This window comes from Candidatus Methylomicrobium oryzae (genome assembly GCF_016745425.1).
Taxonomy (GTDB): Bacteria; Pseudomonadota; Gammaproteobacteria; order Methylococcales; family Methylomonadaceae; genus Methylomicrobium; species Methylomicrobium oryzae.
The window spans coordinates 85689-108788 of the sequence record NZ_JAERVK010000004.1 but is presented as its reverse complement, the minus strand read 5'-3'; the positions used below and the strand labels follow the sequence as shown (position 1 = coordinate 108788).

The 23100-nt window shown below is 55.6% G+C and carries 21 protein-coding genes; 15 read left to right on the top strand and 6 right to left on the bottom strand.

The features are described from left to right. A complete protein-coding gene (locus tag JJL52_RS05550; RefSeq protein WP_202051412.1) occupies nt 1-186 on the top strand; it encodes a hypothetical protein in 186 nt (61 codons plus the stop codon). Nucleotides 187-411: 225 nt separating this feature from the next. Here the strand turns inward: JJL52_RS05550 and JJL52_RS05545 are convergent, their stop codons facing one another. Then, the gene (locus JJL52_RS05545; RefSeq protein ID WP_202051411.1) at nt 412-945 is read right to left on the bottom strand and encodes a hypothetical protein; all 534 of its coding nucleotides are present in this window, start codon (nt 943-945) and stop codon (nt 412-414) included. 275 nt (nt 946-1220) lie between these two features. Between JJL52_RS05545 and JJL52_RS05540 the strand changes: the two genes are divergently transcribed. After that, on the top strand, nt 1221-1970 hold the full coding sequence (locus JJL52_RS05540) for a lytic transglycosylase domain-containing protein (protein ID WP_236994075.1): 750 nt from the start codon (nt 1221-1223) through the stop codon (nt 1968-1970). Between the two features lie 130 nt (nt 1971-2100). On the opposite strand, the gene fusA is transcribed toward JJL52_RS05540, so the two are convergent. Beyond that, nucleotides 2101-4185, bottom strand: coding sequence for an elongation factor G (fusA, locus tag JJL52_RS05535; protein ID WP_202051410.1), 2085 nt, complete (start codon nt 4183-4185; stop codon nt 2101-2103). 575 nt (nt 4186-4760) lie between these two features. Between fusA and JJL52_RS05530 the strand changes: the two genes are divergently transcribed. Then, entirely contained in the window at nt 4761-7400 is a 2640-nt protein-coding gene (locus tag JJL52_RS05530; RefSeq protein WP_202051409.1) for a UPF0182 family protein, read from the top strand. Nucleotides 7401-7556: 156 nt separating this feature from the next. Here the strand turns inward: JJL52_RS05530 and JJL52_RS05525 are convergent, their stop codons facing one another. The 4 genes from JJL52_RS05525 to gatC all read right to left on the bottom strand — a co-directional run bounded on the left by JJL52_RS05525 (nt 7557) and on the right by gatC (nt 11297). After that, the gene (locus JJL52_RS05525; protein ID WP_202051408.1) at nt 7557-8006 is read right to left on the bottom strand and encodes an Rsd/AlgQ family anti-sigma factor; all 450 of its coding nucleotides are present in this window, start codon (nt 8004-8006) and stop codon (nt 7557-7559) included. A gap of 91 nt (nt 8007-8097) precedes the next feature. After that, complete coding sequence (gene gatB / locus JJL52_RS05520) at nt 8098-9531, bottom strand: Asp-tRNA(Asn)/Glu-tRNA(Gln) amidotransferase subunit GatB (RefSeq protein WP_202051407.1); 1434 nt, start codon at nt 9529-9531, stop codon at nt 8098-8100. A gap of 12 nt (nt 9532-9543) precedes the next feature. Further along, nucleotides 9544-10995, bottom strand: coding sequence for an Asp-tRNA(Asn)/Glu-tRNA(Gln) amidotransferase subunit GatA (gene gatA, locus JJL52_RS05515; protein ID WP_202051406.1), 1452 nt, complete (start codon nt 10993-10995; stop codon nt 9544-9546). 14 nt (nt 10996-11009) lie between these two features. Next, nucleotides 11010-11297: an Asp-tRNA(Asn)/Glu-tRNA(Gln) amidotransferase subunit GatC gene (gene gatC, locus JJL52_RS05510; protein ID WP_202051405.1), complete on the bottom strand. Its 288-nt coding sequence runs from the start codon at nt 11295-11297 to the stop codon at nt 11010-11012. A gap of 231 nt (nt 11298-11528) precedes the next feature. Between gatC and JJL52_RS05505 the strand changes: the two genes are divergently transcribed. The 12 genes from JJL52_RS05505 to lipA all read left to right on the top strand — a co-directional run bounded on the left by JJL52_RS05505 (nt 11529) and on the right by lipA (nt 22826). Beyond that, nucleotides 11529-12575: a rod shape-determining protein gene (locus JJL52_RS05505; protein ID WP_202051404.1), complete on the top strand. Its 1047-nt coding sequence runs from the start codon at nt 11529-11531 to the stop codon at nt 12573-12575. Nucleotides 12576-12718: 143 nt separating this feature from the next. Next, nucleotides 12719-13606, top strand: coding sequence for a rod shape-determining protein MreC (mreC, locus tag JJL52_RS05500; RefSeq protein ID WP_436231509.1), 888 nt, complete (start codon nt 12719-12721; stop codon nt 13604-13606). After that, nucleotides 13593-14081, top strand: a complete 489-nt coding sequence (mreD, locus tag JJL52_RS05495; protein WP_202051403.1) for a rod shape-determining protein MreD — start codon at nt 13593-13595, stop codon at nt 14079-14081. The genes mreC and mreD overlap by 14 nt, the downstream gene beginning before the upstream one ends. 13 nt (nt 14082-14094) lie before the next feature. Beyond that, complete coding sequence (mrdA, locus tag JJL52_RS05490; protein ID WP_202051402.1) at nt 14095-15939, top strand: penicillin-binding protein 2; 1845 nt, start codon at nt 14095-14097, stop codon at nt 15937-15939. After that, a complete protein-coding gene (rodA, locus tag JJL52_RS05485) occupies nt 15929-17059 on the top strand; it encodes a rod shape-determining protein RodA (protein WP_202051401.1) in 1131 nt (376 codons plus the stop codon). The genes mrdA and rodA overlap by 11 nt, the downstream gene beginning before the upstream one ends. Nucleotides 17060-17070: 11 nt before the next feature. Then, the gene (mltB, locus tag JJL52_RS05480) at nt 17071-18042 is read left to right on the top strand and encodes a lytic murein transglycosylase B (protein WP_202051400.1); all 972 of its coding nucleotides are present in this window, start codon (nt 17071-17073) and stop codon (nt 18040-18042) included. Next, a complete protein-coding gene (locus JJL52_RS05475) occupies nt 18035-18910 on the top strand; it encodes a septal ring lytic transglycosylase RlpA family protein (protein WP_202051399.1) in 876 nt (291 codons plus the stop codon). The genes mltB and JJL52_RS05475 overlap by 8 nt, the downstream gene beginning before the upstream one ends. 34 nt (nt 18911-18944) lie before the next feature. Then, on the top strand, nt 18945-20123 hold the full coding sequence (locus tag JJL52_RS05470; protein WP_202051398.1) for a D-alanyl-D-alanine carboxypeptidase family protein: 1179 nt from the start codon (nt 18945-18947) through the stop codon (nt 20121-20123). Beyond that, complete coding sequence (locus JJL52_RS05465; protein WP_202051397.1) at nt 20113-20955, top strand: D-amino acid aminotransferase; 843 nt, start codon at nt 20113-20115, stop codon at nt 20953-20955. Before JJL52_RS05470 ends, JJL52_RS05465 begins: the two co-directional genes overlap by 11 nt. Further along, nucleotides 20952-21215 (top strand): YbeD family protein, encoded by a 264-nt coding sequence (locus JJL52_RS05460; protein WP_202051396.1) that lies wholly within the window; start codon nt 20952-20954, stop codon nt 21213-21215. The genes JJL52_RS05465 and JJL52_RS05460 overlap by 4 nt, the downstream gene beginning before the upstream one ends. Before the next feature lie 43 nt (nt 21216-21258). Continuing rightward, nucleotides 21259-21867: a lipoyl(octanoyl) transferase LipB gene (gene lipB, locus JJL52_RS05455; protein WP_202051395.1), complete on the top strand. Its 609-nt coding sequence runs from the start codon at nt 21259-21261 to the stop codon at nt 21865-21867. Continuing rightward, the gene (gene lipA, locus JJL52_RS05450) at nt 21864-22826 is read left to right on the top strand and encodes a lipoyl synthase (protein WP_202051394.1); all 963 of its coding nucleotides are present in this window, start codon (nt 21864-21866) and stop codon (nt 22824-22826) included. The genes lipB and lipA overlap by 4 nt, the downstream gene beginning before the upstream one ends. Nucleotides 22827-23100 lie beyond the last annotated feature (274 nt).

Genomic DNA, 23100 nt, shown 5'->3' with positions numbered 1-23100 from the left:
GTGCGCGTGGCAATCGTCGGCATCCTGATTCTGGCGGCGGCTGCCGGCGGCGGCCGGCTATTGGTTCGGCGGCATTCCAAAGAGCACGCGGTCCAGGTCAAGGCGGTGCTCTTCGGACTCTATTTTTGGGGTCTGGTTTTTTTGCAGTTGATCTTCGCTGCCTTGTTTTATTCCTTTCAGAAATAATCCGATTCCATAGCTGATTCGGAGGTCCGGGTCGGATCGACTCTCTTCGATCGGTTATGTCCGGCAAATCCGGCCGACAGTGCTCCGGTGTTTGGCTCGCTTCAGCCTTCAAGGCGGTCAGGCGGTTCTTTACATGCGGCTGCTAATAGCGGCAAAAATTACAAATTATTCCATCCTAACGGCATTTGTTGGCAGAAGTCTGAGGGCCGGGTAACCGGTCCTCGCTCAAACCCAGGCGGAAGGGGAATTGATCTTTTGCTCGACTCCGATGATCGCTCGATTCAATGAGCTCAAGCGTTTCTCCGCATTGATCTGAAGGCCCATCATGTAGAAAATCGGCATCCAGAGCGGATTGATCAATATGCCGCCGAGTGCGCTTTTCAGTGTCCTCTTGAGGTTTTTGGCCGGATTGAACGACTCGGCCAGGGAGTCTGCGGGAACTTCGGCAAAAACTGCCGCGATCGGGCGGAGCAAGGCAATGTCCTGATTGCTTAAGCGGGACATCGAGGCGAACAGTTTGCGCTCCATTTTCCGGTAATTCCGGTGCGCCAGGGTCACGCTAATCGCAAAGGTCAGGGCGACCAGCGGCAACAGCACGACCGGCGGCGCAACCGGGGCAAACGTCGAGGACAGCATCACGATCCCGAGCCCTAGCATCAAGAGATCTTCGCCGTGTTCGACATCGCGGTCGATCCCCTGCACAATCGCCTTCACGGGATTATCGGACGATGCTTGTAAGTAATGATAGTCTTGTTTCATATATACCTCCATCCAGCCGGCTTGCCGATCACACCATCAAAACGAGAAAAGTCAAGCCGGCTTTTAAGGATTATACCGTTTGGCCGATATTTGCAGAGAGGACATTTCGTCGCATCGGCTTGAATGCATACGCGGAGCCCAAAACTCCCGATGCGGCTGCACGGCCGCTCGTCGGGTAGCTTGTTCGTTGTTTATCCGTTCAGAATTTGCTCTAATTGAAACTCTACGTAAGAACTCGTGTTTCTTTCGGCCAGAAAGGAGCGAATTGGAGCGGTATGCGAAAAAAACTGATAAAAATCCCTATTGTGGCGAGCCTGTTCGTTTTCTGTTCGGCCGCTTTGGCGGACCTCACGATCAATATCGATGGGCAGGAGTTTCACTCGGATCAAAACGGCTATTCGGAAATTCGGTCGGAAAACATGCCGGGCAATGGTGCTGTCAACCTTAGTGCTCGGGCATATCGGCCGAAATTGATTCGGAAAGAAAGGCCGAAGGCCAGATTCCGAATGGCCGATCCTGTTCCCGTAAGGAACGGGCGCATAGCGAACAATAAGAACAAAAAGGAATTCGAACCTTTGATCGCGAAAGCGGCCGATAAGCATCATGTCGACCCGAAGCTTTTGCATGCGGTGATTCAGGCAGAATCCGCCTATAACCCATCGGCGGTTTCCTCGGCCGACGCGGTGGGCTTGATGCAATTGATGCCAGGGACCGCCGCAAGGTTCGGAGTGGTCGACCGCTACGATCCTGTACAGAACATCGAAGGCGGTACACGCTATCTGAAGCATCTGCTGAATCTTTTCAACTCCGATTTGCGTCTTGCGGTCGCGGCCTATAATGCCGGCGAAAATGCGGTGATGCGGAATCATTACGATATTCCGCCTTACGCGGAAACCCGGCATTATGTCAGCGAGGTATTGTCTTTGCACCAGCATCCGGAGTTGATCGGCAAAATGGCGAAGCGCGGCTCAGGCTGGAGTGGGATTCAAATACTTGAATGGAATGAGAGTTATTGGTCCCGTTAAGGTCAGGGGAGTGCCCGAAAGGCGAGGTTGGGTTATTCGCTTCGAGACTTCTTTTTGATAAGGAGGCGGGTACAAAAAAGGCCGGTCAGCAATGCTGGCCGGCCTTTTTCATAATCCCGTCAATAGCGGATTATTTCGCTTTCTTGCGCTCCAGGGCTTCCTTGATCACTTCGTCCGCCACGTTTTTCGGGCATGGCAGATAGTGCGAGAATTCCATGGAGAACTGGCCGCGGCCTGAAGTCATCGTGCGCAGGTCGCCGATATAGCCGAACATTTCGCTCAGCGGCACGTCCGCTTTTACGCGGACGCCGGTAACGCCCGGATCCTGCGATTTGATCATACCGCGGCGGCGGTTCAAGTCGCCGATCACATCGCCGACGTTGTCGGATGGCGTGAACACGTCCACTTTCATGATCGGTTCGATCAATTGCGGCGCCGCCTTCGGAATCGATTGACGGAATGCGGCTTTCGCGGCGATTTCGAACGCGATCGACGAGGAGTCAACTGCGTGGAAGCCGCCGTCGAGCAGGGTGACTTTGAAGTCCAGGCACGGATAGCCGGCCAGAGTGCCCTGATCGAGCATGCTCTTGAAGCCTTTTTCGACCGCCGGCCAGTATTCGCGCGGTACGTTACCGCCGGTCACCGCCGATTCGAAGGCGAAACCGCTGCCCGGCTCGCCCGGCTCGATTGCATAGTTGATCTTCGCGTATTGGCCGGAACCGCCCGATTGCTTCTTGTGGGTATATTCGTCTTCGATGCGGCGGGTGATCGTTTCGCGGTATGCCACCTGCGGCTTGCCGACGGTTACTTCGACGCCGTGGGTCCGTTTCAAAATGTCGACCTTGATGTCGAGGTGCAATTCGCCCATGCCCTTCAGAATCGTTTCGCCGCTTTCTTCGTCGGTCGAAACGTGGAAAGACGGGTCTTCCGCAACCATTTTGCCCAGCGCGATGCCCATTTTTTCGTTCGAGCCTTTATCTTTTGGCGTCACTGCAACCGAAATGACCGGATCAGGGAAAACCATCGGCTCAAGCGTCGCTGGCTTATTCGGATCGCACAAGGTATGTCCGGTCTGTACGTTTTTCAGGCCGATCAGGGCGACGATGTCGCCCGCTTGGGCGGTTTCGATTTCGGAGCGGTCGTCGGCGTGCATTTCCACCATACGTCCAACCCGTTCGGTCTTGCCGGTGTAGGTATTCAACAAGGTGTCGCCTTTCTTCAGGCGGCCCGAATAAATGCGGATAAAGTTCAGGGCGCCGAAACGGTCGTCCATGATCTTGAATACCAAGGCGCGCAGTGGGCGCTCCGGATCGACGGCGGCAAATTCGCCGGTCGGATTGCCTTCGATGTCGGTTTCGGGTTGCGGCTTGACTTCGGTCGGATTCGGAAGGTAATCGACGACGCCGTCCAAAACGAGCTGTACACCCTTGTTTTTGAAAGAAGATCCGCAAAAGGTCGGGAAAAAGTCCATGTTGATGGTGCCTTTGCGGATGCAGCGCTTGATGGTTTCGACATCGGGCTCTTCGCCTTCCAGGTATTTTTCCATTACGTCGTCGTACTGATCGGCGACTTGATCGATCAGTTTTTCGCGCCATTTTTCGGCTTCGTCCGCCATATCGGCAGGGATGTCGGTGATTTGATATTTCATCGGATCCCCGGAGTCGTCCCAGATCCACGCTTTACGGGTCAATAAATCGATGACGCCGGAAAATTGATCTTCGCGGCCGATCGGCAGCGTCATCACGACCGGTGTTGCGCCCAGGACGTCTTCGACTTGCTTGATTACGCGGAAAAAATCCGCACCCAGACGGTCGAGTTTGTTGACGTAGATCAGGCGCGAGACTTTAGAGTCGTTCGCATAGCGCCAGTTGGTTTCGGATTGAGGTTCCACGCCGCCGGAGCCGCAGAACACGCCGATGCCGCCGTCCAACACTTTCAGCGAGCGGTATACTTCGATCGTAAAATCGACGTGGCCCGGAGTGTCGATGATGTTGAAGCGGTGATTTTTCCAGAAACAGGTGGTGGCCGCCGACTGAATCGTGATGCCGCGTTCCTGTTCCTGCACCATGAAGTCGGTGGTTGCTGCGCCGTCGTGCACCTCGCCGATCTTGTGGATCTTGCCGGTGAGCTTCAGAATACGCTCGGTCGTGGTAGTTTTGCCGGCATCCACGTGCGCGAATATGCCGATGTTTCTGTAAAGGCTTAAATCAGTCATGTTGTTACTCTAAATGTTGGGCATAAAAATCTTTTTGCAATAACCGTCCCGCGAGTATTCACTCAAGCAAATTCGACCGGAGCTTTGAACGGCGCAAAATACGACCTGCTGCCTGATGCCGTAGACCGCAGTCAGGGTAACCAAGGGTTGGACGGAACGCATCGAAGTCTGGAGGGTGGAATCACGTCGAGCGCAGGCCTCGGCAAAGGCCGGACCGGCACGCGCCCAGTTTCGATAGCCGGCTATTTTAACCTAAATTCTTTATAAAAATATATAAAAACATCAAGTACGTACTGCCCGGCTTTCCGTTTTCGGCCATTCCGGGCCGGCGGACGTGAATTCGAACCCCTTTTGCGATTTTGCGCCGGAGCATTTGCAATATTGGAGAATGTACGCAATAGTACGGGGAGAATGCCGATATTAAGCGAAAGTGCCCGGTAACGCCGAGATAAAAGCGGCGGCGGTCCGGTAGTTGGATGTTAAAATACGGCCCGGATCGGTATTACGCCGGCTACAGTCTTCCGGGCTCGTACAGCAGTATTAAGTCATATACCAATTTAAAACATGAGGATAGTATGCGGAATCTGAAGTTCTTACCCGCGCTGATCGGAGCGATCCTGGGAATCGCGGTCATTATCTATGTTGCCTTCTATTTCATTTTCCTCGACCTATTCGTTGATTTGTGGTGGTTTCAGTCGCTGAAGCAGGAGCCGTACTTCTGGCTCAGGCTGCTTTACCGGTTTTTCCTGTCGGGCGGCGTCACGCTGGCTTTTTTCCTGATTTTCTTCTTCCATTTCTGGGTTGCCTCTCGCTATCTGGGCTTGAATCCGCCCGACGAAATTCTGGCCGACCTGGACAAACGCCGCCGTTTCCAGCGCTTTGCCGATATCTTCATGAGCGGTTCGGTCAAGGTCTATACGCCCATTTCGCTGATTTTGGCCGTCTTTATCGCGATTCCGTTTTATCGGCAATGGGAGTCGGCATTACTGTACTTTTTCGGCCAGCCGTCGGGCGTCACCGATACCGTTTACGGTAACGACATCAGTTTCTACTTGTTGTCTTACCCGATTTATCTGCTGATTCAAAAAGAATTGTTGACGACCGCGATCGTCATTTTTATCGCAGTCGGCATTTTGTATTGGCTGGAGCATATCTTCATCCCCAACCAGAACAAGGAATATCACATCGGCGCAAAAATTCATTTGACCGTGCTGCTCGGCTTCGTCGTGCTGTTCGTGGTCTGGGGTTTTATGCTGGATCGGTTTGCGCTGCTTTACAACCATTCGCACGAGCCGATTTTCTTCGGACCGGGATTCGTCGAAATCAATTACAAGTTGCCGCTGATCTGGCTCGGTATCTTCACTTTTGTGGCGGTCGCGATAACCGGTCTGCTGTTCATTTTCTCGAAGGAACACCGCGTTAAAGGGCCGTTTTTCATTTCGTCGGCCGCGTTTCTGTTCGTCTGGTTTTTGCCGAACGTCGACTCCATTCCCGCGGCGATTCAGAAATACATCGTCAATCCGAATCCGGTCAAGGCCGAAAAACCGTTCATGCAGCATAATATCGACGCGACGCTGAACGCGTATGACCTGAGAAACATCAATATTATCGATCAGAGTATTAATTTGAATGCGGCCGAAGACATTGCGACCTGGAGCACGCAAAAGCGTTTCGAGAACATTCCGGTTTGGGATCGGGAATATTTAATCGACAGCTATCAGCAGCTGCAGGAGATCCGGCCCTATTACGCCTTTTTCTCGGTCGACGAAGACCGTTATTTTTTGTTGGGTCATACCCGCCAAGTGAATCTGGCGGCCCGCGAAGTGAACATCGGCAAACTGCCTGAATCCGCGCACGCTTGGGAGAATATGCATTTGCGCTATACGCATGGAACCGGTGCGGTTGCGTCGCCGGCCGCCCAGGATGCCGATATTCCCCTGGTCTGGTATTTGCGCGACCTGAATCTGTACTCGCCGGTCGGATTGACCACCAAAAATCCGGACATCTATTACGGCGAGGGAAGTTACGATTATGCCGTCGTGCCGAACACGCTCAACGTGGTCGGGCTTGAGCCCGCCGATCCCAGCATCGAACGCCAGTATGCAGGCGAAGGGGGGATTCCGATTCCGTCCTGGTTCCGAAAGGCGCTGTTCGCGTTTTATTTCAAAGATGAAAAGATTTTCTTTTCGATATCGATCACCGACAAGAGCAAAATGTTAATCCGCCGGAATATTACCGAGCGGATCAAGTCGATTACGCCTTTTCTACATTTGGACAAGGATCCGTATCTGGTTGTGGCCAAGGACCGCCTCTACTGGATTCAGGACGCCTACACCCTGTCGAACTGGTATCCGGCTTCGAAGCCGGCCGCGGATGAATATCTCAAAGGTGACCAATCTTTTAATTACATCCGTAATTCAGTCAAGATCGTCGTGGATGCCTATGACGGCGCGGTCGACTATTATATTGCCGATCCTTCCGATGTATTGATCAATGCCTATGCGCGGGCCTATCCGAGTCTGTTTAAAAACATGGAGGAGATGCCGGTAGAACTGCAGAGGCACTTGCGTTATCCGCGCGAGCTTTATTACATGCAGATGAAGGTGTTTGCAAGATATCATCAAACACGGCCGGAGCTGTTTTACGAGCAGGCGGAAACCTGGCAGTTCGCGAGTGTGCGCGGCGAGGAGGTTAGGCCGTATTATCAGACCATGGATTTCGGGAATTGCAACGACAAGGAAGAATTCGTGATGATCAACCCGATGACCCCGATCAATCGAGACAATCTGAGCATGATCGGTGTCGCCAGTATTCTGGACAAGGAAACCTGCGGCAACAGTTACAAGCCGGGCATTACGGTTTACCGCTTCCGAAAGGAGGTGCAGGTGAACGGTCCCGCCCAGGTCGAAGCATTGATCAACCAGGATCCGGAAATTTCCGCGCAGTTTACCTTGTGGAACCAGGGCGGTTCGCGGGTCGAATTGGGGCGCATGGTGATTTTGCCGATGGGCAATACGGTGTTGTACGTGCAGCCGGTTTATCTGGTGTCGACCAAGGTCAAAATACCGGAATTGCGGAGGGTGATCGTCTCGATCGGTAATGAAGTGGTGATGGAAAAAACCCTTTGGGCGGCGCTCAATCACCTGAAGCAAACGTTTATAAAAGAAGCCTCGGAAGTAAATGGGTCAGGCACCGCGGAACCTGCCGCTCAGTAAGACGGAGCGAAGCCAATAGCGGACGCATCGCAGGAGCCGAGTCCGGAAAAATCGGGGCCTCTTGCGGTAGAATGAGGTCTTTATAAAGAGACCCGGCAGGTTTTAAAAACCTGCCGGGTCTAGGCCTTCGTTAAACGAAGCAGCAAGCTTGGCAATTCAGCGCCGCATTAATCCGCACAACCGGTCTTCCAGTTCGAACCGCTTGGCCAGCGATTCGCCCAGCGCGGACAAATCGTCAGCCAAGCTCGCAAAGGCCGAGGCCTCGCCGGCGTTTTCGTATTTGTCGTTGAAAGAAACCGACATCTCGGTGACTTCGGAAAATTCCGGATAGATGTCGGTCGCTACCGCGATCAGGCTTTCGCGGCGTTCGGTGCCGGACAGGATTCTTTCGTACAATCCGAAATGCCCGAGCGAAACGTAGTCGACCAGCACTTCCGCAAATCGCATCAGCTTGGTTTTGACCGGTTCGAGGTCGTTAAACGGCTTCAGCTCGCCGATCTGGCAATACAGGGACCACAAGTCCCGTCTTTCGTTTTGCAGTTCGTCGATCAGCTGAGTGGTACGCTGTCTTCTTTCCGGCCGTGCCGGTTCTACTGTCGTCGCCATAGCGGTTTCCCCTCAAATGGATTGCGCATATTTTGCCTTAACTTTATGCCGGATGCTGCTAATCCGCAACGTTTTTTTGTAAAATTAAAGGTCAGCCATGCAGCTTGTCTTTCAACATGCGGTTGACTTCCTCGGGGTTGGCTTTCCCCTGCATCGCTTTCATGACCTGGCCGACAAAAAAGCCGAACACTTTGTCCTTGCCGCTTCGGTACTGTTCGACTTGGCCCGGATTGTCGGCGATGATCTTGTCGATGATCGCTTCGATTGCGCCGGTGTCGGTGATCTGCTTTAAGCCTTGCTTTTCGATGATTTCGTCGGCCTCGGCTTCGCTTTGCCACATGGCTTCGAACACCTGTTTCGCGATCTTGCCGGAAATCGTATTGTCGGCGATCCGTTTCAAGAGGCCGGCCAGACGGTCGTAGCTGACCGGCGAATCGGCGATTTCTTGTCCCGCTTTGTTAAGAGCGGCCGATAATTCGCCGGTGACCCAGTTCGCGCAAAGTCGAGCTTCACAACCCGAGGCTGCCAGCAGCGCCTCGAAATAATCGGCCGTTTCGCGGGAGGAGGTCAGAATCGTCGTACTCTCGTCGTCGAGGCCGAACTGATCCTTGAAGCGCTGCTTCTTCGCGTCCGGCAGTTCCGGCATCGTTGTCAGCACCTCCGCCTTGAATGCTTCGGAAATGTACACGGGCAGCAGATCGGGATCGGGGAAGTAGCGGTAATCGTTCGCTTCTTCCTTGCTGCGCATCGAGCGGGTCAGGTCTTTTGCCGCATCGTAAAGGCGGGTTTCCTGCACGACGGTGCCGCCCGCTTCGATCAGGTCGATCTGCCGTTCGACTTCATAGTTGATCGCTTTTTCGACAAATTTGAACGAGTTGATGTTTTTCAGCTCGGCGCGGGTGCCGAATTCTTTCTGGCCTTTCGGGCGTACCGAGACGTTCGCGTCGCAACGGAACGAACCTTCCTGCATGTTGCCGTCGCAAATGCCAAGGTAGCGCACCAGTTCGTGCAGCTTACGCATATAAGCGACCGCTTCTTTCGCCGAACGCATGTCCGGTTCGGAGACGATTTCGAGCAACGGCGTGCCCGCGCGGTTCAGGTCGATGCCAGTCAGACCGTGAAAATCTTCATGCAGCGATTTACCCGCATCTTCTTCAAGATGCGCGCGGGTAATGCCGATCCGTTTGGTTACGCCGTCCACCTCGATGTCCAGATGGCCGTTGCCGACGATCGGCAATTCGAACTGGCTGATCTGATAGCCTTTCGGCAGGTCCGGGTAAAAATAGTTTTTACGCGCGAACACCGAATAAGGCGCGATCTCGGCTTCGATCGCCAGGCCGAATTTGACCGCCATATTGACCGCTTCCTGGTTCAATACCGGTAAGACGCCGGGCAGGCCGAGGTCGACCGCGCAGGCCTGCGTGTTCGGTTCGGCGCCGTAGGCGGTTGCCGCGCCGGAAAAAATTTTGGATTTCGTGGCAAGCTGGGTGTGAATTTCCAGGCCGATGACGGTTTCCCATTCCATTTCTTAATCTCTCTATTCGAAACCCGGCGGCGTCAGTTGATGCCATTGAGTTGCAAGCTGATATTGGTGTGCGACATTCAATAAACGGTCTTCGGCGAAATAATTGCCGATGATCTGCAGGCCGACCGGTTTGTCGGAAGCAAACCCTGCCGGAATTGACATCGCCGGGAGGCCGGCAAGGTTGACTGCAATCGTATAAATATCGGACAGATACATTTCGATCGGGTTGCCGATTTTTTCGCCGATTCCGAATGCAACGGACGGTGCGACCGGCCCCATCAGAACATCGACCGACGACAGCGCGTTTTTGAAATCGTCGCTGATCAGGCGGCGGATTTTTTGCGCCTTGATGTAATAGGCATCGTAATAGCCGGCCGACAGCGCATAGGTGCCCATCAGGATCCGCCGTTTGACCTCGCGTCCGAAGCCCTCGCCGCGCGAACGGGTGTAAAGGTCGGTGAGGTCGGCAGGCGCCTCGCAGCGGTAGCCGAAGCGCACGCCGTCGAAGCGGGACAGGTTCGCCGAGCATTCGGCCGGCGCGATCACGTAATAGGCCGGGATCGCCAGCTTTAGGTTCGGCATCGAAACCTCGACGGTTTCCGCGCCCAGCTTGCGGTATTCAGCGAGCCCCGCCTCGATCGCCGAGGCGACTTCCGAAGACAGGCCCTCGCCGAAGAATTCCTTCGGCAAACCAATCTTCAGGCCGTCGAGGGGCTGTGTTAAACCGGCCCGGTAATCGGGAACCGGCCGGTCGACACTGGTCGAGTCCTTCTCGTCGAATCCCGCCATCGATTGCAACAAAATCGCCGCATCCTCGGCCGTCCGCGTCATCGGTCCACCCTGGTCCAGGCTGGACGCATAGGCGATCATCCCGTAACGCGACACCCGCCCGTAGGTCGGCTTCAGCCCGGTGATTCCGCAAAAGCCGGCCGGCTGGCGGATCGAGCCGCCGGTATCGGTGCCGGTCACGCCCGCCGCGAGCCGGGCCGCGACCGCCGCGGCCGAACCGCCGGACGAGCCGCCCGGTACCGCGTTCAGATCCCACGGGTTTTTGACCGGGCCGTAAAAGCTGGTTTCGTTCGACGAACCCATCGCGAATTCGTCCATGTTCAGCTTGCCGAGCATCACCGCGCCGGCCTTTTGCAGCTTGGCGACGACGGTCGCATCGTACGGCGCGATGAAGTTGTCGAGCATTTTCGAGCCGCAGCTGGTCCTGATCCCGTCGGTGCAGAAAATATCCTTGTGCGCGATCGGAATGCCGGTCAAGGGTTCCGCATCGCCGGCGGCAAGCTTGGCATCGGCCGCATCGGCCTGTTTAAGTGCCAGATCTTCGGTCGCCGTAATGAAGGCGTTCAATGCCTGATGCTGACTGATTCTCTCCAAATAGGCCAGTGTCAATTCGCGGCTTGAGAACTGCCGGCTGCGGAGCCCTTCGGCCAATTCCGCGATGGTCTTGTTATACATTCCCGGTTTATCCTTTATTCAATCACTTTCGGGACCAGATACAGTCCGGCCTCGACTTGCGGCGCAATCGCCTGAAATTTTTCGCGCTCGTTCCGTTCGGTCACCCTATCGTTTCTGAGCCGTTGGTGCAGATCCAGCGGATGCGCCATCGGCGGCACATTTTCGCTGTCGACGGCGCCCATCGCAGCCATCAGTTCCAGCATGCCGGACAAATCTTCCGCATAATGCGGCACATCCTGTTCGTCGATTCCAAGACGCGCCAAATGCGCAATTTTTTTTACTTCGTCTGCCGTTAACGACATTGAATGACTCCCTCAGAAAATTTAAAATCGCGGCCGGATAGACGCAGTGGTGCGGATGAATTCAGCGTCTTGCCATAGGATTGCTCATCATCATTCCGCCCGCTAGCCGCATGCGAAAAGTGCCAACAGGTATTCGGAATCCGGCCCTTGAAATATGATACTATATCTTGCTCGAATACCGGCTCGATTGATAAAGTAGTCTCATTTATTTCCCGTCAGGAACCATCCTCAATGCTATTCAAAAGAATTCGTGGAATTTTTTCCAACGATCTCTCTATCGACCTTGGAACCGCCAATACCTTGATTTATATCCCGGGGCAGGGCATTGTCCTGAACGAGCCCTCGGTTGTCGCGATCAAGGAAGACAAGATCCGCGGGGCCAAGACGATTGCGGCCGTCGGCGCGGACGCGAAACGCATGCTCGGCCGAACCCCCGGTAACATTACCGCGATCCGTCCGCTGAAGGACGGGGTGATCGCCGACTTTGCGGTCACCGAACGGATGCTGCGTTTTTTTATCGAAAAAGTGCATAAAAGTAAAATTTTGCGGCCGAGCCCGCGTATTCTGATCTGCGTTCCTTGCGGCTCGACCCAGGTCGAGCGGCGCGCGATCCGCGAATCCGCGGCGATGGCCGGCGCGCGTGAAGTGTATCTGATCGAAGAGCCGATGTCGGCCGCGATCGGCGCGGGGCTGCCGGTTGACGAAGCCTGCGGCTCGATGGTGCTGGACATTGGCGGCGGAACGTCCGAAGTCGCTGTGATTTCGATTAACGGCATCGTTTATTCGTCGTCGGTGCGGATCGGCGGCGACCGTTTCGACGATGCGATCATCAATTACGTGCGCCGCAATTACGGCACGCTGATCGGCGAGGCGACCGCCGAAAAGATCAAGATGGAAATCGGCACCGCCTACCCCGGCAGCGAGGTCAAGGAGATCGAAGTGAAGGGCCGCAATTTGGCCGAAGGGGTGCCGCGCAGTTTCGCGCTGAACAGCAACGAAATTCTCGAAGCCCTGCAGGAGCCTTTATCCGGCATCGTCAGCACCGTGAAGGCTGCGCTCGAACAGACGCCGCCCGAATTGGGCGCGGATGTCGCGAACCGGGGCATTTACCTGACCGGCGGCGGTGCGCTGCTGAAAGACATCGACCGACTGATCGCGGAAGAAACCGGTTTACCGGTATTCATCGCGGACGACCCGTTGACCTGCGTGGCCCGCGGCGGCGGCATGGTACTCGAAATGATGGACAAGAAAGGCGTCTCCGCGTTTTCTCTGGAATGACCGGGCTTCTTTACTCCTGTCCGGGGTTGCGGATCGCGGTGCGGGCGGCCGGTTTCAATTCGCTGTTTGTTTAGTTCGTTAAGATTGCTCACGGTCGCCGGTCGGCTTGCCGCGGCCGGAGCCAATCGCAGAGGAATTTTGCCATCAAACTGTTATTCGCCACCGGCCCATCGATCAATACCCGCTTGCTGATCGCCGTTCTCGCCTCGATTGCGCTGCTGTTCGTCGATCAGAAAACCCGGCACCTGGAATCTCTCCGCACCACGCTTTCGCTGCTGACCGACCCGATCAAATACCTGGTCGACATGCCTACCACCGTGTTCCGGCATACCGCCGATTCGGTCAGTTCGTACGCGGCTCTGAAAAAAGAAAACGAGCGCTTGCGGGAAGACCATTTGATGCAGCAAACCCGGCTGCTGAAACTTGATGCGCTCGAAAAGGAAAACATTCGCCTGCGCGCGCTGCTTGAAAACTCGTTCAAGCTCGGCGAGCAGGTGATGATCGCGGAACTGTTGTCGATCAAAATGGCCCCTTACGAGCATGTCGTGGTCGTGAACAAGGGTACCCGTTTCGGAGTGCATCCCCAGCAGCCGGTCATGGACGAAAACGGCGTGGTGGGGCAGGTGATCCGGTCTTTCCCGATGACATCGGAAGTGATGCTGATTACCGACCCGAATCATGCGATTCCTGTTCAGGTCAACCGGAACGGGCTGCTGACGATTGCGGTCGGCAGCGGTCAGACCAATCGCTTGGTCTTGCCGTTCCTGCCGAATGACGCCGACATCAAGCCCGGCGACTTGTTGATCACTTCCGGGCTCGGCGGCGTGTTTCCGCAAGGCTATCCGGTTGCGGTCGTCGATAAATTCACGTCGGAGTCGGACAAGCCGTTCGCGACCGTGACCGCCACGCCCAAGGCGTTTCTGGACCGCAGCCGCGAATTGATGATCGTGTGGAGCAATTCGACTCCGATTCCTTTGGTCTCCAAGCAGGCCGCCGAACAGAACCAGGTGCTCGAAGATGCTCTTGAATAACAAGTACGCCTGGGGGCGTATCGTGATCACCCTAGGATTGGCGATGGCCCTCAGAATCGTGCCACTGCCCGGCGATTGGGCGTTTCTGAATCCGGACTGGGTGTTGTTGAGCCTGATTTACTGGTCGCTGGCGGTACCGGAAAGGGTGGGCATTTTTTATGCCTGGTCGTTCGGGCTGTTGACCGATATGTTATTCGGCCGGTTGTTCGGCCAGTATGCACTGGCCTATTCGCTGGTGATCTTTCTTTGCCTGAAGCTGCACAAACGCTTGCGCCTGTTTCCGCTGGCACAGCAGGCTCTGTTCATTTTTTTCTGCCTGCTGTTATCGCAGCTGTTGTTGTTTTTCATTAAGAACGCGCAGCATCCGGCGCAATTGCATGCGACTTTCTGGGTGCCGGTCCTGACCGGTACGTTGTGTTGGCCGCTGGTGTATACGACGTTGCGCTTCGTCCGTCTGGCGAAACGCGTCAAATAATCCGGGCCGGATCATGGACCGCGTGTTTTCGATCAAAAACGACCTGGCCGAGAATCGCCTGTTTCTGCGCCGCATCTATGTTGCCCTGATCTTTATCGGACTGATGAGCGCGGGGCTGGTCGTGCGCCTGATGTATCTGCAGATCGTCGGTCACGAGCATTATGCGATGCTGGCGAAAGAAAACAGCGTCAAGCTGACGCCGGTACCGCCGACCCGGGGGATCATCTACGACCGCAACGGCAAGGTTCTGGCCGAAAATACGCCGTCGTACAGCCTCGAACTGATCCCCGAACAGATCCGCGACATGGAGGATACGTTGAGAAGGCTGCAGGAGTTGTTCGATCTGCCGGACGAGAAAGTCGAACAGTTCCACAAGCAGCGCAAACGCGAAAAGCGCTTCAACAGCGTGGTATTGCTGCCCTCGCTGACCGACGAGGAACTTGCGAAGTTCGCGGTATCGATGCCTTTTTTTCCGGGCGTCGAAATCAAGACGCGCCAGGTGCGCCACTATCCTTATTACGAGCTTGCCTCGCATGTGGTCGGTTACGTCGGGCGCATCAACGAAACCGAGTTGAAGGAGTTGCCGATGCCCGAATATCAAGGCACCAACCATATCGGCAAGCTGGGCATCGAACGGACTTACGAAACGCAACTGCACGGCAAGGCCGGTTATGCCGAAATCGAAACGAACGTGCAGGGCCGTTCGCTGAATACATTGAACGAAGTCAAACCGGTGCCCGGCGCGAACCTTTACCTGACGCTCGATATCGATCTGCAAAAGACGGCTTATGACGCGCTCGACTTTTATAATGGTGCGGTGGTCGCGATCGATGTGAAGACCGGCGGTGTTCTGGTGTTTGTGAGCCGCCCGGGGTTCGATCCGAATCCTTTTGTGGTCGGCATTCCATCCGAAGATTATAAGGCATTGAACGAATCGGAAAACCAGCCGCTGTACAACCGTGCATTGCGCGGCCTCTATCCTCCCGGATCAACGATCAAACCGTTCATCGCGCTGGCGGGGCTGGAGTACGACAAGATCCGCGCACCGCAAGGTTTGTATTGTCCGGGATATTACACCTTGCCCGGCGTCGATCACCGCTACCGCGACTGGCGCAAGGGCGGCCACGGCACGGTCGACATGATCAGGGCGATCACCGAATCCTGTGACGTGTATTTTTACCGCCTGGCGCAAATGCTCGGCATTCAAAAGATGCACGACTTTCTGCAGCAATTCGGTTTCGGCGAGAAAACGGGCATCGATCTTTACGGCGAGTTGGCGGGGTTGCTGCCGTCGCCTGCCTGGAAACAGGCGAAGAAAAAACAGCGGTGGTATGAGGGGGAAACGCTGATTACCGGGATCGGCCAGGGCTATCATCAGGTCACGCCCTTGCAGCTGGCGCGGGCGACTGCGACATTGGCGAATCACGGCCAGATCGTCACGCCGTTCCTGGTCAATAAAATCGTTACAGCCCAGGGCGTCCAGAAGAGTCCGGAAAAGCCCGCTGAAATCATCCCGTTGAAAGCGCAGAATCTCGATCCGATCGTGGCCGGCATGATCAACGTCGTACACAGCGCTTCCGGCACGGCGAAACGAATCGGCTACGGCATTCCTTACCAGATTGCGGGCAAGACCGGCACGGCCCAGGTGTTCGGGATCAAGCAGGGCGCCAAATACAACGAGAGCGAAATCGACTTCAAATTGCGCGATAATGCGCTGTTTGTGGCCTTCGCTCCGGCCGACGACCCGAAAATCGCGGTTGCGGTCGTCGTCGAGCATGGCGGGCACGGCGGTTCGGTGGCGGCGCCGATTGCCGGCAAAGTGATCAAGCAATATTTACAAAATCTTCATGAAAACTGAGACTCGGCGCGAACATTTTCATCCGCCGTCGGTGATCGGCAAATTGCTGCGCCGGATGCACATCGATATTCCGTTGTTTCTTTGCCTGTTTCTGACCGCGCTGTTGAGCTTTGTGATCCTTTATAGTTCGGGCGGCCAGGATTTCGGAGTCTTGCTGCGCCAGGCGGCGCGTGTCGGGCTCGCGTTTTTTTTGATGATCGTGTTGGCGCAGGTCAATCCGATCCAGTTCAAACGCTATTCGGCTACTCTGTTCGGGATCGGTATTTTTTTGTTGATTGCAGTGCTGATCATGGGGCAGATCGGGAAAGGTGCGCAACGCTGGCTCGATCTCGGCTTTTTCCGTTTCCAACCGTCCGAAATGATCAAGATCACCACTCCGATGATGATTGCCTGGTATCTGGCCGAGCACCATCTGCCGCCGAAGCCGAAACAACTGGGGATTGCCGGTTTTCTGATTATCCTGCCGACTTTGCTGATCGCCAAACAACCCGATCTCGGGACCGCGCTGCTGGTCGCTTCTGCCGGCGCGGCGGTATTGTTCTTTGCCGGCCTTTCCTACTGGTTTCTCGGGGCGATCATCGGGCTGGTCGGCGCGTCCACGCCAGTCATCTGGCACCTGATGCACGACTATCAGCGCGACCGGGTGCGGACTTTCCTGAGTCCTGAAGCCGATCCCCTGGGACGGGGCTACCATATCATCCAGTCGAAGATCGCGATCGGTTCCGGCGGCATTTACGGCAAAGGCTGGCTCGGCAGTACGCAGTCCGAGCTCGAATTTCTGCCCGAAAGCTCGACCGACTTCATTTTTGCGGTGTTCGCAGAAGAGTTCGGGCTGTTCGGCTGCATCGCGCTGTTGGCCCTATATTTGCTGATTATCGCGCGCAGCCTGTATATCGCCTCGCAGGCGCGGGACAGTTATAACCGTCTGCTGGCCAGCGCGCTGGCCTTTACTTTTTTTGTCTATGTGTTCGTGAACATCGGCATGGTGATCGGGATTCTTCCGGTCGTCGGCGTGCCGCTGCCCTTGATCAGCTACGGCGGCACCTCGATCGTCACGCTGCTCGCCGGTTTCGGCATTCTGATGTCGATCCACACGCATCAAAAATTTTCGATTGGTTAAGGAGCCTGTCCATGCCTGTTCGCGCCGCTCTGTTTTGTTCCCTGGTTGCGCTCGCCTCCTGTGCGGGGCAGCGCGAGAAAAGCGCCTTCATCGAGGCCATGGTCGCCAAGCATCAGTTTTCCGAAGACGAACTGGAGGATGTGTTCGCCCAAGTCAAAATCAAGGACGATGTGCTGAAGAAAATCGCGTCCCCGGCGGAGGGGATGCCTTGGCACAAATACCGGAAAATTTTCCTGACCGATGCCCGCATCAAGGAAGGCGCGGCGTTCTGGCGCCTTCATGCGGATACGCTGAAGCAGGTTTCGGAGCAATACGGGGTGCCGCCGGAAATCATCGTCGCGGTACTCGGCGTGGAAACGCTGTACGGCCGCCGTACCGGCTATTACCGAGTCATCGATGCGTTGTCGACGCTCGCTTTCGCGTATCCGCCGCGCAGCCCTTTCTTCAGCAAAGAGCTGGAGCAGTTTCTGCTTTTGTGCCGTGAAGAGAAAGTCAGTCCATTGCGGCCGGCCGGTTCGTACGCCGGTGCGATGGGAATGCCGCAATTCATGCCGAGCAGTTTCCGTGCTTTTGCGACCGATTTCGACCAGGACGGCAAACGCGATTTATGGCGCGACCCGAAAGACGCGATCGCCAGTATTGCCAACTATTTCAGGGCCCATGGATGGGTCAGGAATCAGCCGGCTGCGGTGCGGGTTTTTGCCAAAAATGAGGATTACAAAGCATTATTAAGCGACAAAATTAATAGAGATTTAAGAATTGATGAGTTAGAATCGGTCCGTGTTGAATTTTCAAGACCGCTACCTTTAGAAAGTAAAGTAAAACTTCTGGCGTTCGAGCAAGAACATGGCGACGAACTTTGGGCTGTTCTAGACAATTTCTCGGTTATCAAGCGTTATAACCAAAGTTCCTTCTATGCCATGGCCGTTTATCAGCTCAGCCAGGCCCTCTTAAATTATCAAAACTCATCTCCCTATGAATAAAATCATACCGGCTCTCTCTATTACTGTGCTTTGCAGTTGCTCAGCGACTCAAGTCAAGACCTCTTCACTCGCTACCGATATTACCGCAGTACCCTACACTACCGCTGAAGCGGCGGCCTCGCAGGCCGAAGAGCGACCTAGGCGGCACCTGACCGCCAACCACCAATTCCGCCATCATACCGTACTCAACATCAGCAAATCCCAAACCCCTTCTTCCGATGCCGGACAGGAGTCCGAGCAGGATGAAGCACTGCTGCCGCGCCTCGCCCGTTACATCAAGCAGGGCATCGCTTCCTGGTACGGTCCCCGCTTCCACGGCAAAAAAACCGCCACCGGCGAAATCTTCGATATGTATGCGCTGACTGCCGCGCATAAAACGTTGCCGATTCCTTCTTATGCCGAGGTGACCAACCTCGAAAACAATCGCAAGGTGATCGTGCGGATTAACGATCGCGGCCCTTTCGTTGCCAACCGTGAGCTGGATTTATCCTATGCCGCTGCCCAAGAGCTTGACATGAACGGCACCGCCCCGGTCCAAATCAAGCCGATTTCGGACAAGCAGGCGATCCGCAAAATGCGGGAAGTTGCGAAAGAACAGCGGAAGCAGGGCATCTACCTGCAGGTCGGTACTTTTAAGAGCGCCCGCCAGGCGCACAAGCTGAAATACAAAATTGCGGCCAAGCATCTGGCCAAAACCAAAGTGCTCGCTTCACGGCATCACAAATCCACGCTCTATACTGTTCAGGTCGGTCCGGTCGACAGTCAATCCAAGGCGGACAAGCTGAATGTCCAGTTGGCCAAGCTCGGCATCACCGGGGCTCAATACGTGACGGAAAACGACCCAAACGAAAGCGTCATGATACAATAGCGTTTACGTTCTTTTCAGTTAGTCTTGTAGCGCAATGTTTTTTAAGAGAAAATTAAAGCTGATTCCCGGTTTTTTCATGATCGTACTGCTCGCGCTCGCGCTGCAGGCAAATGCCGAATCGCTGGAGATACAAACGCCCGCGCCTCCGGCCATCGATGCGAAAGCGTATATTCTGCAAGACTTCCAGACCGGCAAGGTATTGGTGGAAAATAACGCCGACGAGAGGCTCGCTCCGGCCAGCCTGACCAAAATCATGACTGTCTATGTGGTGTTCAAGGAACTTGCGAACGGTCATTTGAAGCTGGACGATCTCGCCACGATCAGCAAGAAGGCCTGGGGCACTTCGGGTTCGCGGATGTTCGTCGAAGTCAACGCCCAGGTCAGAATCGAAGACCTGCTCAAAGGCGTGATTATCCAGTCCGGCAACGATGCCAGCGTGGCATTGGCCGAACATATTGCCGGCGACGAAGCCACCTTCGCGGACATGATGAACCAGCACGCTGCGCGGCTGGGTATGAAGAACACGCATTTCAAGAATGCGGACGGCTTGCCGGTGGAAGACCATTACACCTCGGCACGCGATCTCGGGATTTTGACGACCGCGTTGATCAAGGAATTTCCGCAGTACTATCCCTGGTTTTCGCAAAAAGAATTTATCTACAACAATATCGTTCAGCATAACCGCAATTTGCTGTTGTCACGGGACAGTACCGTGGATGGCGTCAAGACCGGCCATACGGAGGATGCAGGTTATTGCTTGGTCGCCTCCGCGCTCCGTAACGACATGCGCCTGATATCGGTGGTGATGGGGACCAAAAGCGTTAATGCCCGGGCCGTCGAGAATCAGAATCTGTTGAACTACGGCTTCCGCTTTTTCGAATCGCCTCGTCTCTACGAGGGCAAGACTTCCCTATCCGATTCGAAAGCCTGGAAAGGCGACACTCAGACCGTGCCTTTGGGGCTTGCGGAAAGTCTGTATGTCACGGTGCCGCGCGGCAGTGCGGGCGACGTGAAAACGGCCATTCGCGTCAATGCCCCGATTGTGGCGCCTTTCAAGGAAGGCGACAAGTTCGGTACGGTCGAAGTAACCTACAAGAATCAGGTGGTGGACCAAAAAGATCTGATCGCCTTGAAGGCAGTCGGTGAGGGGAGCGTGTTCCGCCGTCTTTTCGACGGCATTTTGATGCGGTTTGCAAAAGCGGATGGCCAATAACCCCGTTTATCTGAACGGCCGTTATTTACCTGTCGAAGAGGCCCATATCTCGGTTCTGGACCGCGGCTTTTTGTTTGGCGACGGGGTCTATGAAGTGATTCCCGCCTATCGCGGCCGGCTGTTCGAATTCGAATCCCACCTGGCTCGGCTGGAGAATAGCCTTGCTGCGGTCCGGATCGATAATCCGCACACGCCGGAAGAATGGCGCGGCATTCTTGCCCCGCTTCTGGAGGACGGAACCGACCAATACGTCTATCTGCAGATTACCCGCGGTGCCGCGCCGAAACGGGACCATCTGTTTCCCGAAAACGTCCCTCCGACCGTTTTCGCGATGAGCTCGCCCATTCCTCCTTATCCGGAGCGCGATACCGGCATCAGGGCCGTTTGCCTTGAAGACAGCCGCTGGGATAACTGCCATGTCAAAGCGATCACCCTGCTGGCCAATGTCCTGCTCAGACAGGAAGCGGCGGAGTGCGGCGGAGCGGAAGCCGTTCTGGTCAAGAACGGCTTCGTGACCGAAGGTTCCTCAAGCAATGTCTTTGCGGTGCTGAACGGCGTATTGGTTACCCCGCCGCTGAGCCGCGACATTTTGCCCGGCATCACGCGCGAAGTGATCTTGAAAATCTGCCGGGAGAGCCATATCTCATGCCGGGAACAATTGATTGCGGCCGACGATCTGAGACAGGCCGACGAAATATGGATCGCGAGTTCGGTCCGGGAAATCGTACCGGTTGTCGAACTCGACGGCCGGCCCGTCGGCGGCGGTAAACCCGGCCTCGTCTGGCAAAAGGTGAACCGTCTGTTTCAGGCTTATAAACAATCCGTCTCATGAACGAAGAATCCCTCTTAACCTTTCCCTGCACCTTCGCGATCAAGGCGATGGGCAAGACCAGTCCGGAGCTCGACCTGGTCGTGGTGGAGATCGTGCGCCGACACAGCCCGAACATCGGCGAGGGCGCGGTTTCCTCGCGCCCGAGCAAGGGCGGCAACTATACCGCAATCACGGTCACGATCGAAGCGCACAGCCGCGAACAGCTGGATGCGATTTACCTGGACCTGAACCGCAGTCCCCACATTCTGATGACGTTGTAAGTCAGGCTGAAGGCGCAAGGCGAAAGCCATTTGTCTTTTTCTCATGTCGATTACGATCAGACAGCTCGGCTTACAGGACTATGAAACGGTCTGGCAAGCCATGCAGCGCTTCACCCTGGACAGAACGCCGGAGACGGACGATCAAATCTGGATCGTCGAACATAAGCCCGTTTATACGCTCGGATTGAACGGCAAACGCGAGCATTTGCTGAACACCGGCCCGATTCCGGTCGTTCAGTGCGATCGGGGCGGGCAGGTGACTTACCACGGTCCCGGCCAATTGGTCGTTTACCCCTTACTGAACATCAAGCGCCGCGAACTCGGCGTACGCCCGTTGGTGACGCTGCTCGAACAAACGATGATCGCCGTGCTCGCCCATTACGGCATCCATGCCCTCGCGCGGCCCGAAGCGCCGGGCGTCTATGTGGACGGCAAAAAAATCGGCTCGATCGGAATACGGATCCGGAACAACTGCTGTTATCATGGGCTCAGTTTGAATAACGCGATGGATTTGACGCCGTTCAAATTCATCAATCCCTGCGGCTATGCCGGGCTCGAAGTCACGCAACTGGCTGACCTCGGTGTTGCGGTCGATTTCGATGAGCTGGCCGAACGGCTTCTCCAAATACTGACGGAAAAACTGCCATCATGACTTACCAAGCACCTTCCCGGGCCACGCCGGAAACGCATCAACGCAATACCGAAAAACTCGCGCGGATTCCGGTCAAGGTCGAAACGGGCGATGCGCCGCTGCGCAAGCCGGAATGGATCAGGATCAAGCTTTCCGCGGGCGAGGAAGTGACCCGGGTCAAACGGCTGCTGCGCGAGCACAATCTGCATACGGTCTGCGAAGAAGCCGCCTGTCCGAATCTGGGCGAATGCTTTCAGCACGGCACCGCGACCTTCATGATCATGGGCGACCTCTGCACACGCCGCTGCCCGTTCTGCGACGTCGCGCACGGCAAGCCCCTGCCGCTCGACCCGAACGAACCTCGCCAGTTGGCCGAGGCGGTCAAGGCGCTGGCGCTGAATTACGTGGTGATCACTTCGGTCGACCGCGACGATCTGCGTGACGGGGGCGCAGGTCATTTCGCCGATTGCATCAAGGAAATCAGAGAGCGATCCGCGAAGACCAAGATCGAGATTCTGGTGCCCGATTTTCGGGGACGCATGGACAAAGCGATCGCGATTCTCGCGGCTCAGCCTTGCGACGTGTTCAATCACAACCTCGAAACGGTGCCGCGGCTGTACAAGCAGGCCCGGCCGGGCGCCGATTATGCGGGTTCGCTGAAATTGCTCGAAGGCTATAAAAAAGCACGGCCCGAGACGCCGACCAAATCCGGCTTGATGCTTGGGATCGGCGAAGAGCCGGAAGAAGTGTACCGAGTGATGCAGGACCTGCTCGACCACGGTTGCACGATGCTGACCCTCGGCCAGTACCTGCAGCCCAGCAAGGCGCATCTGCCGGTCAAGCGCTATGTGTCGCCGGCCGAATTCGACGAATTCGGCGAAAGAGCCAGACGCATGGGCTTCGAACAGGTCGCTAGCGCGCCGCTGGTTCGTTCCTCCTATCATGCCGATGTGCAGGCGAAAGGCGTAATAGGCAATTGACCCATTTCCTCGCTTTAGAGCATTTTCGTTTCGGGTTGATGGTCTTCGTGTTGGGCAATGCTGTGAGGGGGTTACCGGAAAAATGAGGACCCAAAGTCCGACTGTGTAGGCGCGGCTTCAGCCGCGATGAGGGCGCTATCGCGGCTGAAGCCGCGCCTACAGGGACGTGACCGAATGGCCCGGTGACCGGATTTGAAGGTGTACCAATTCTCTCCTTATCGGCTGTAGCTCACCATCGATCTCGGCAAATTATCGGGAGCCGAATCCTCAGGTC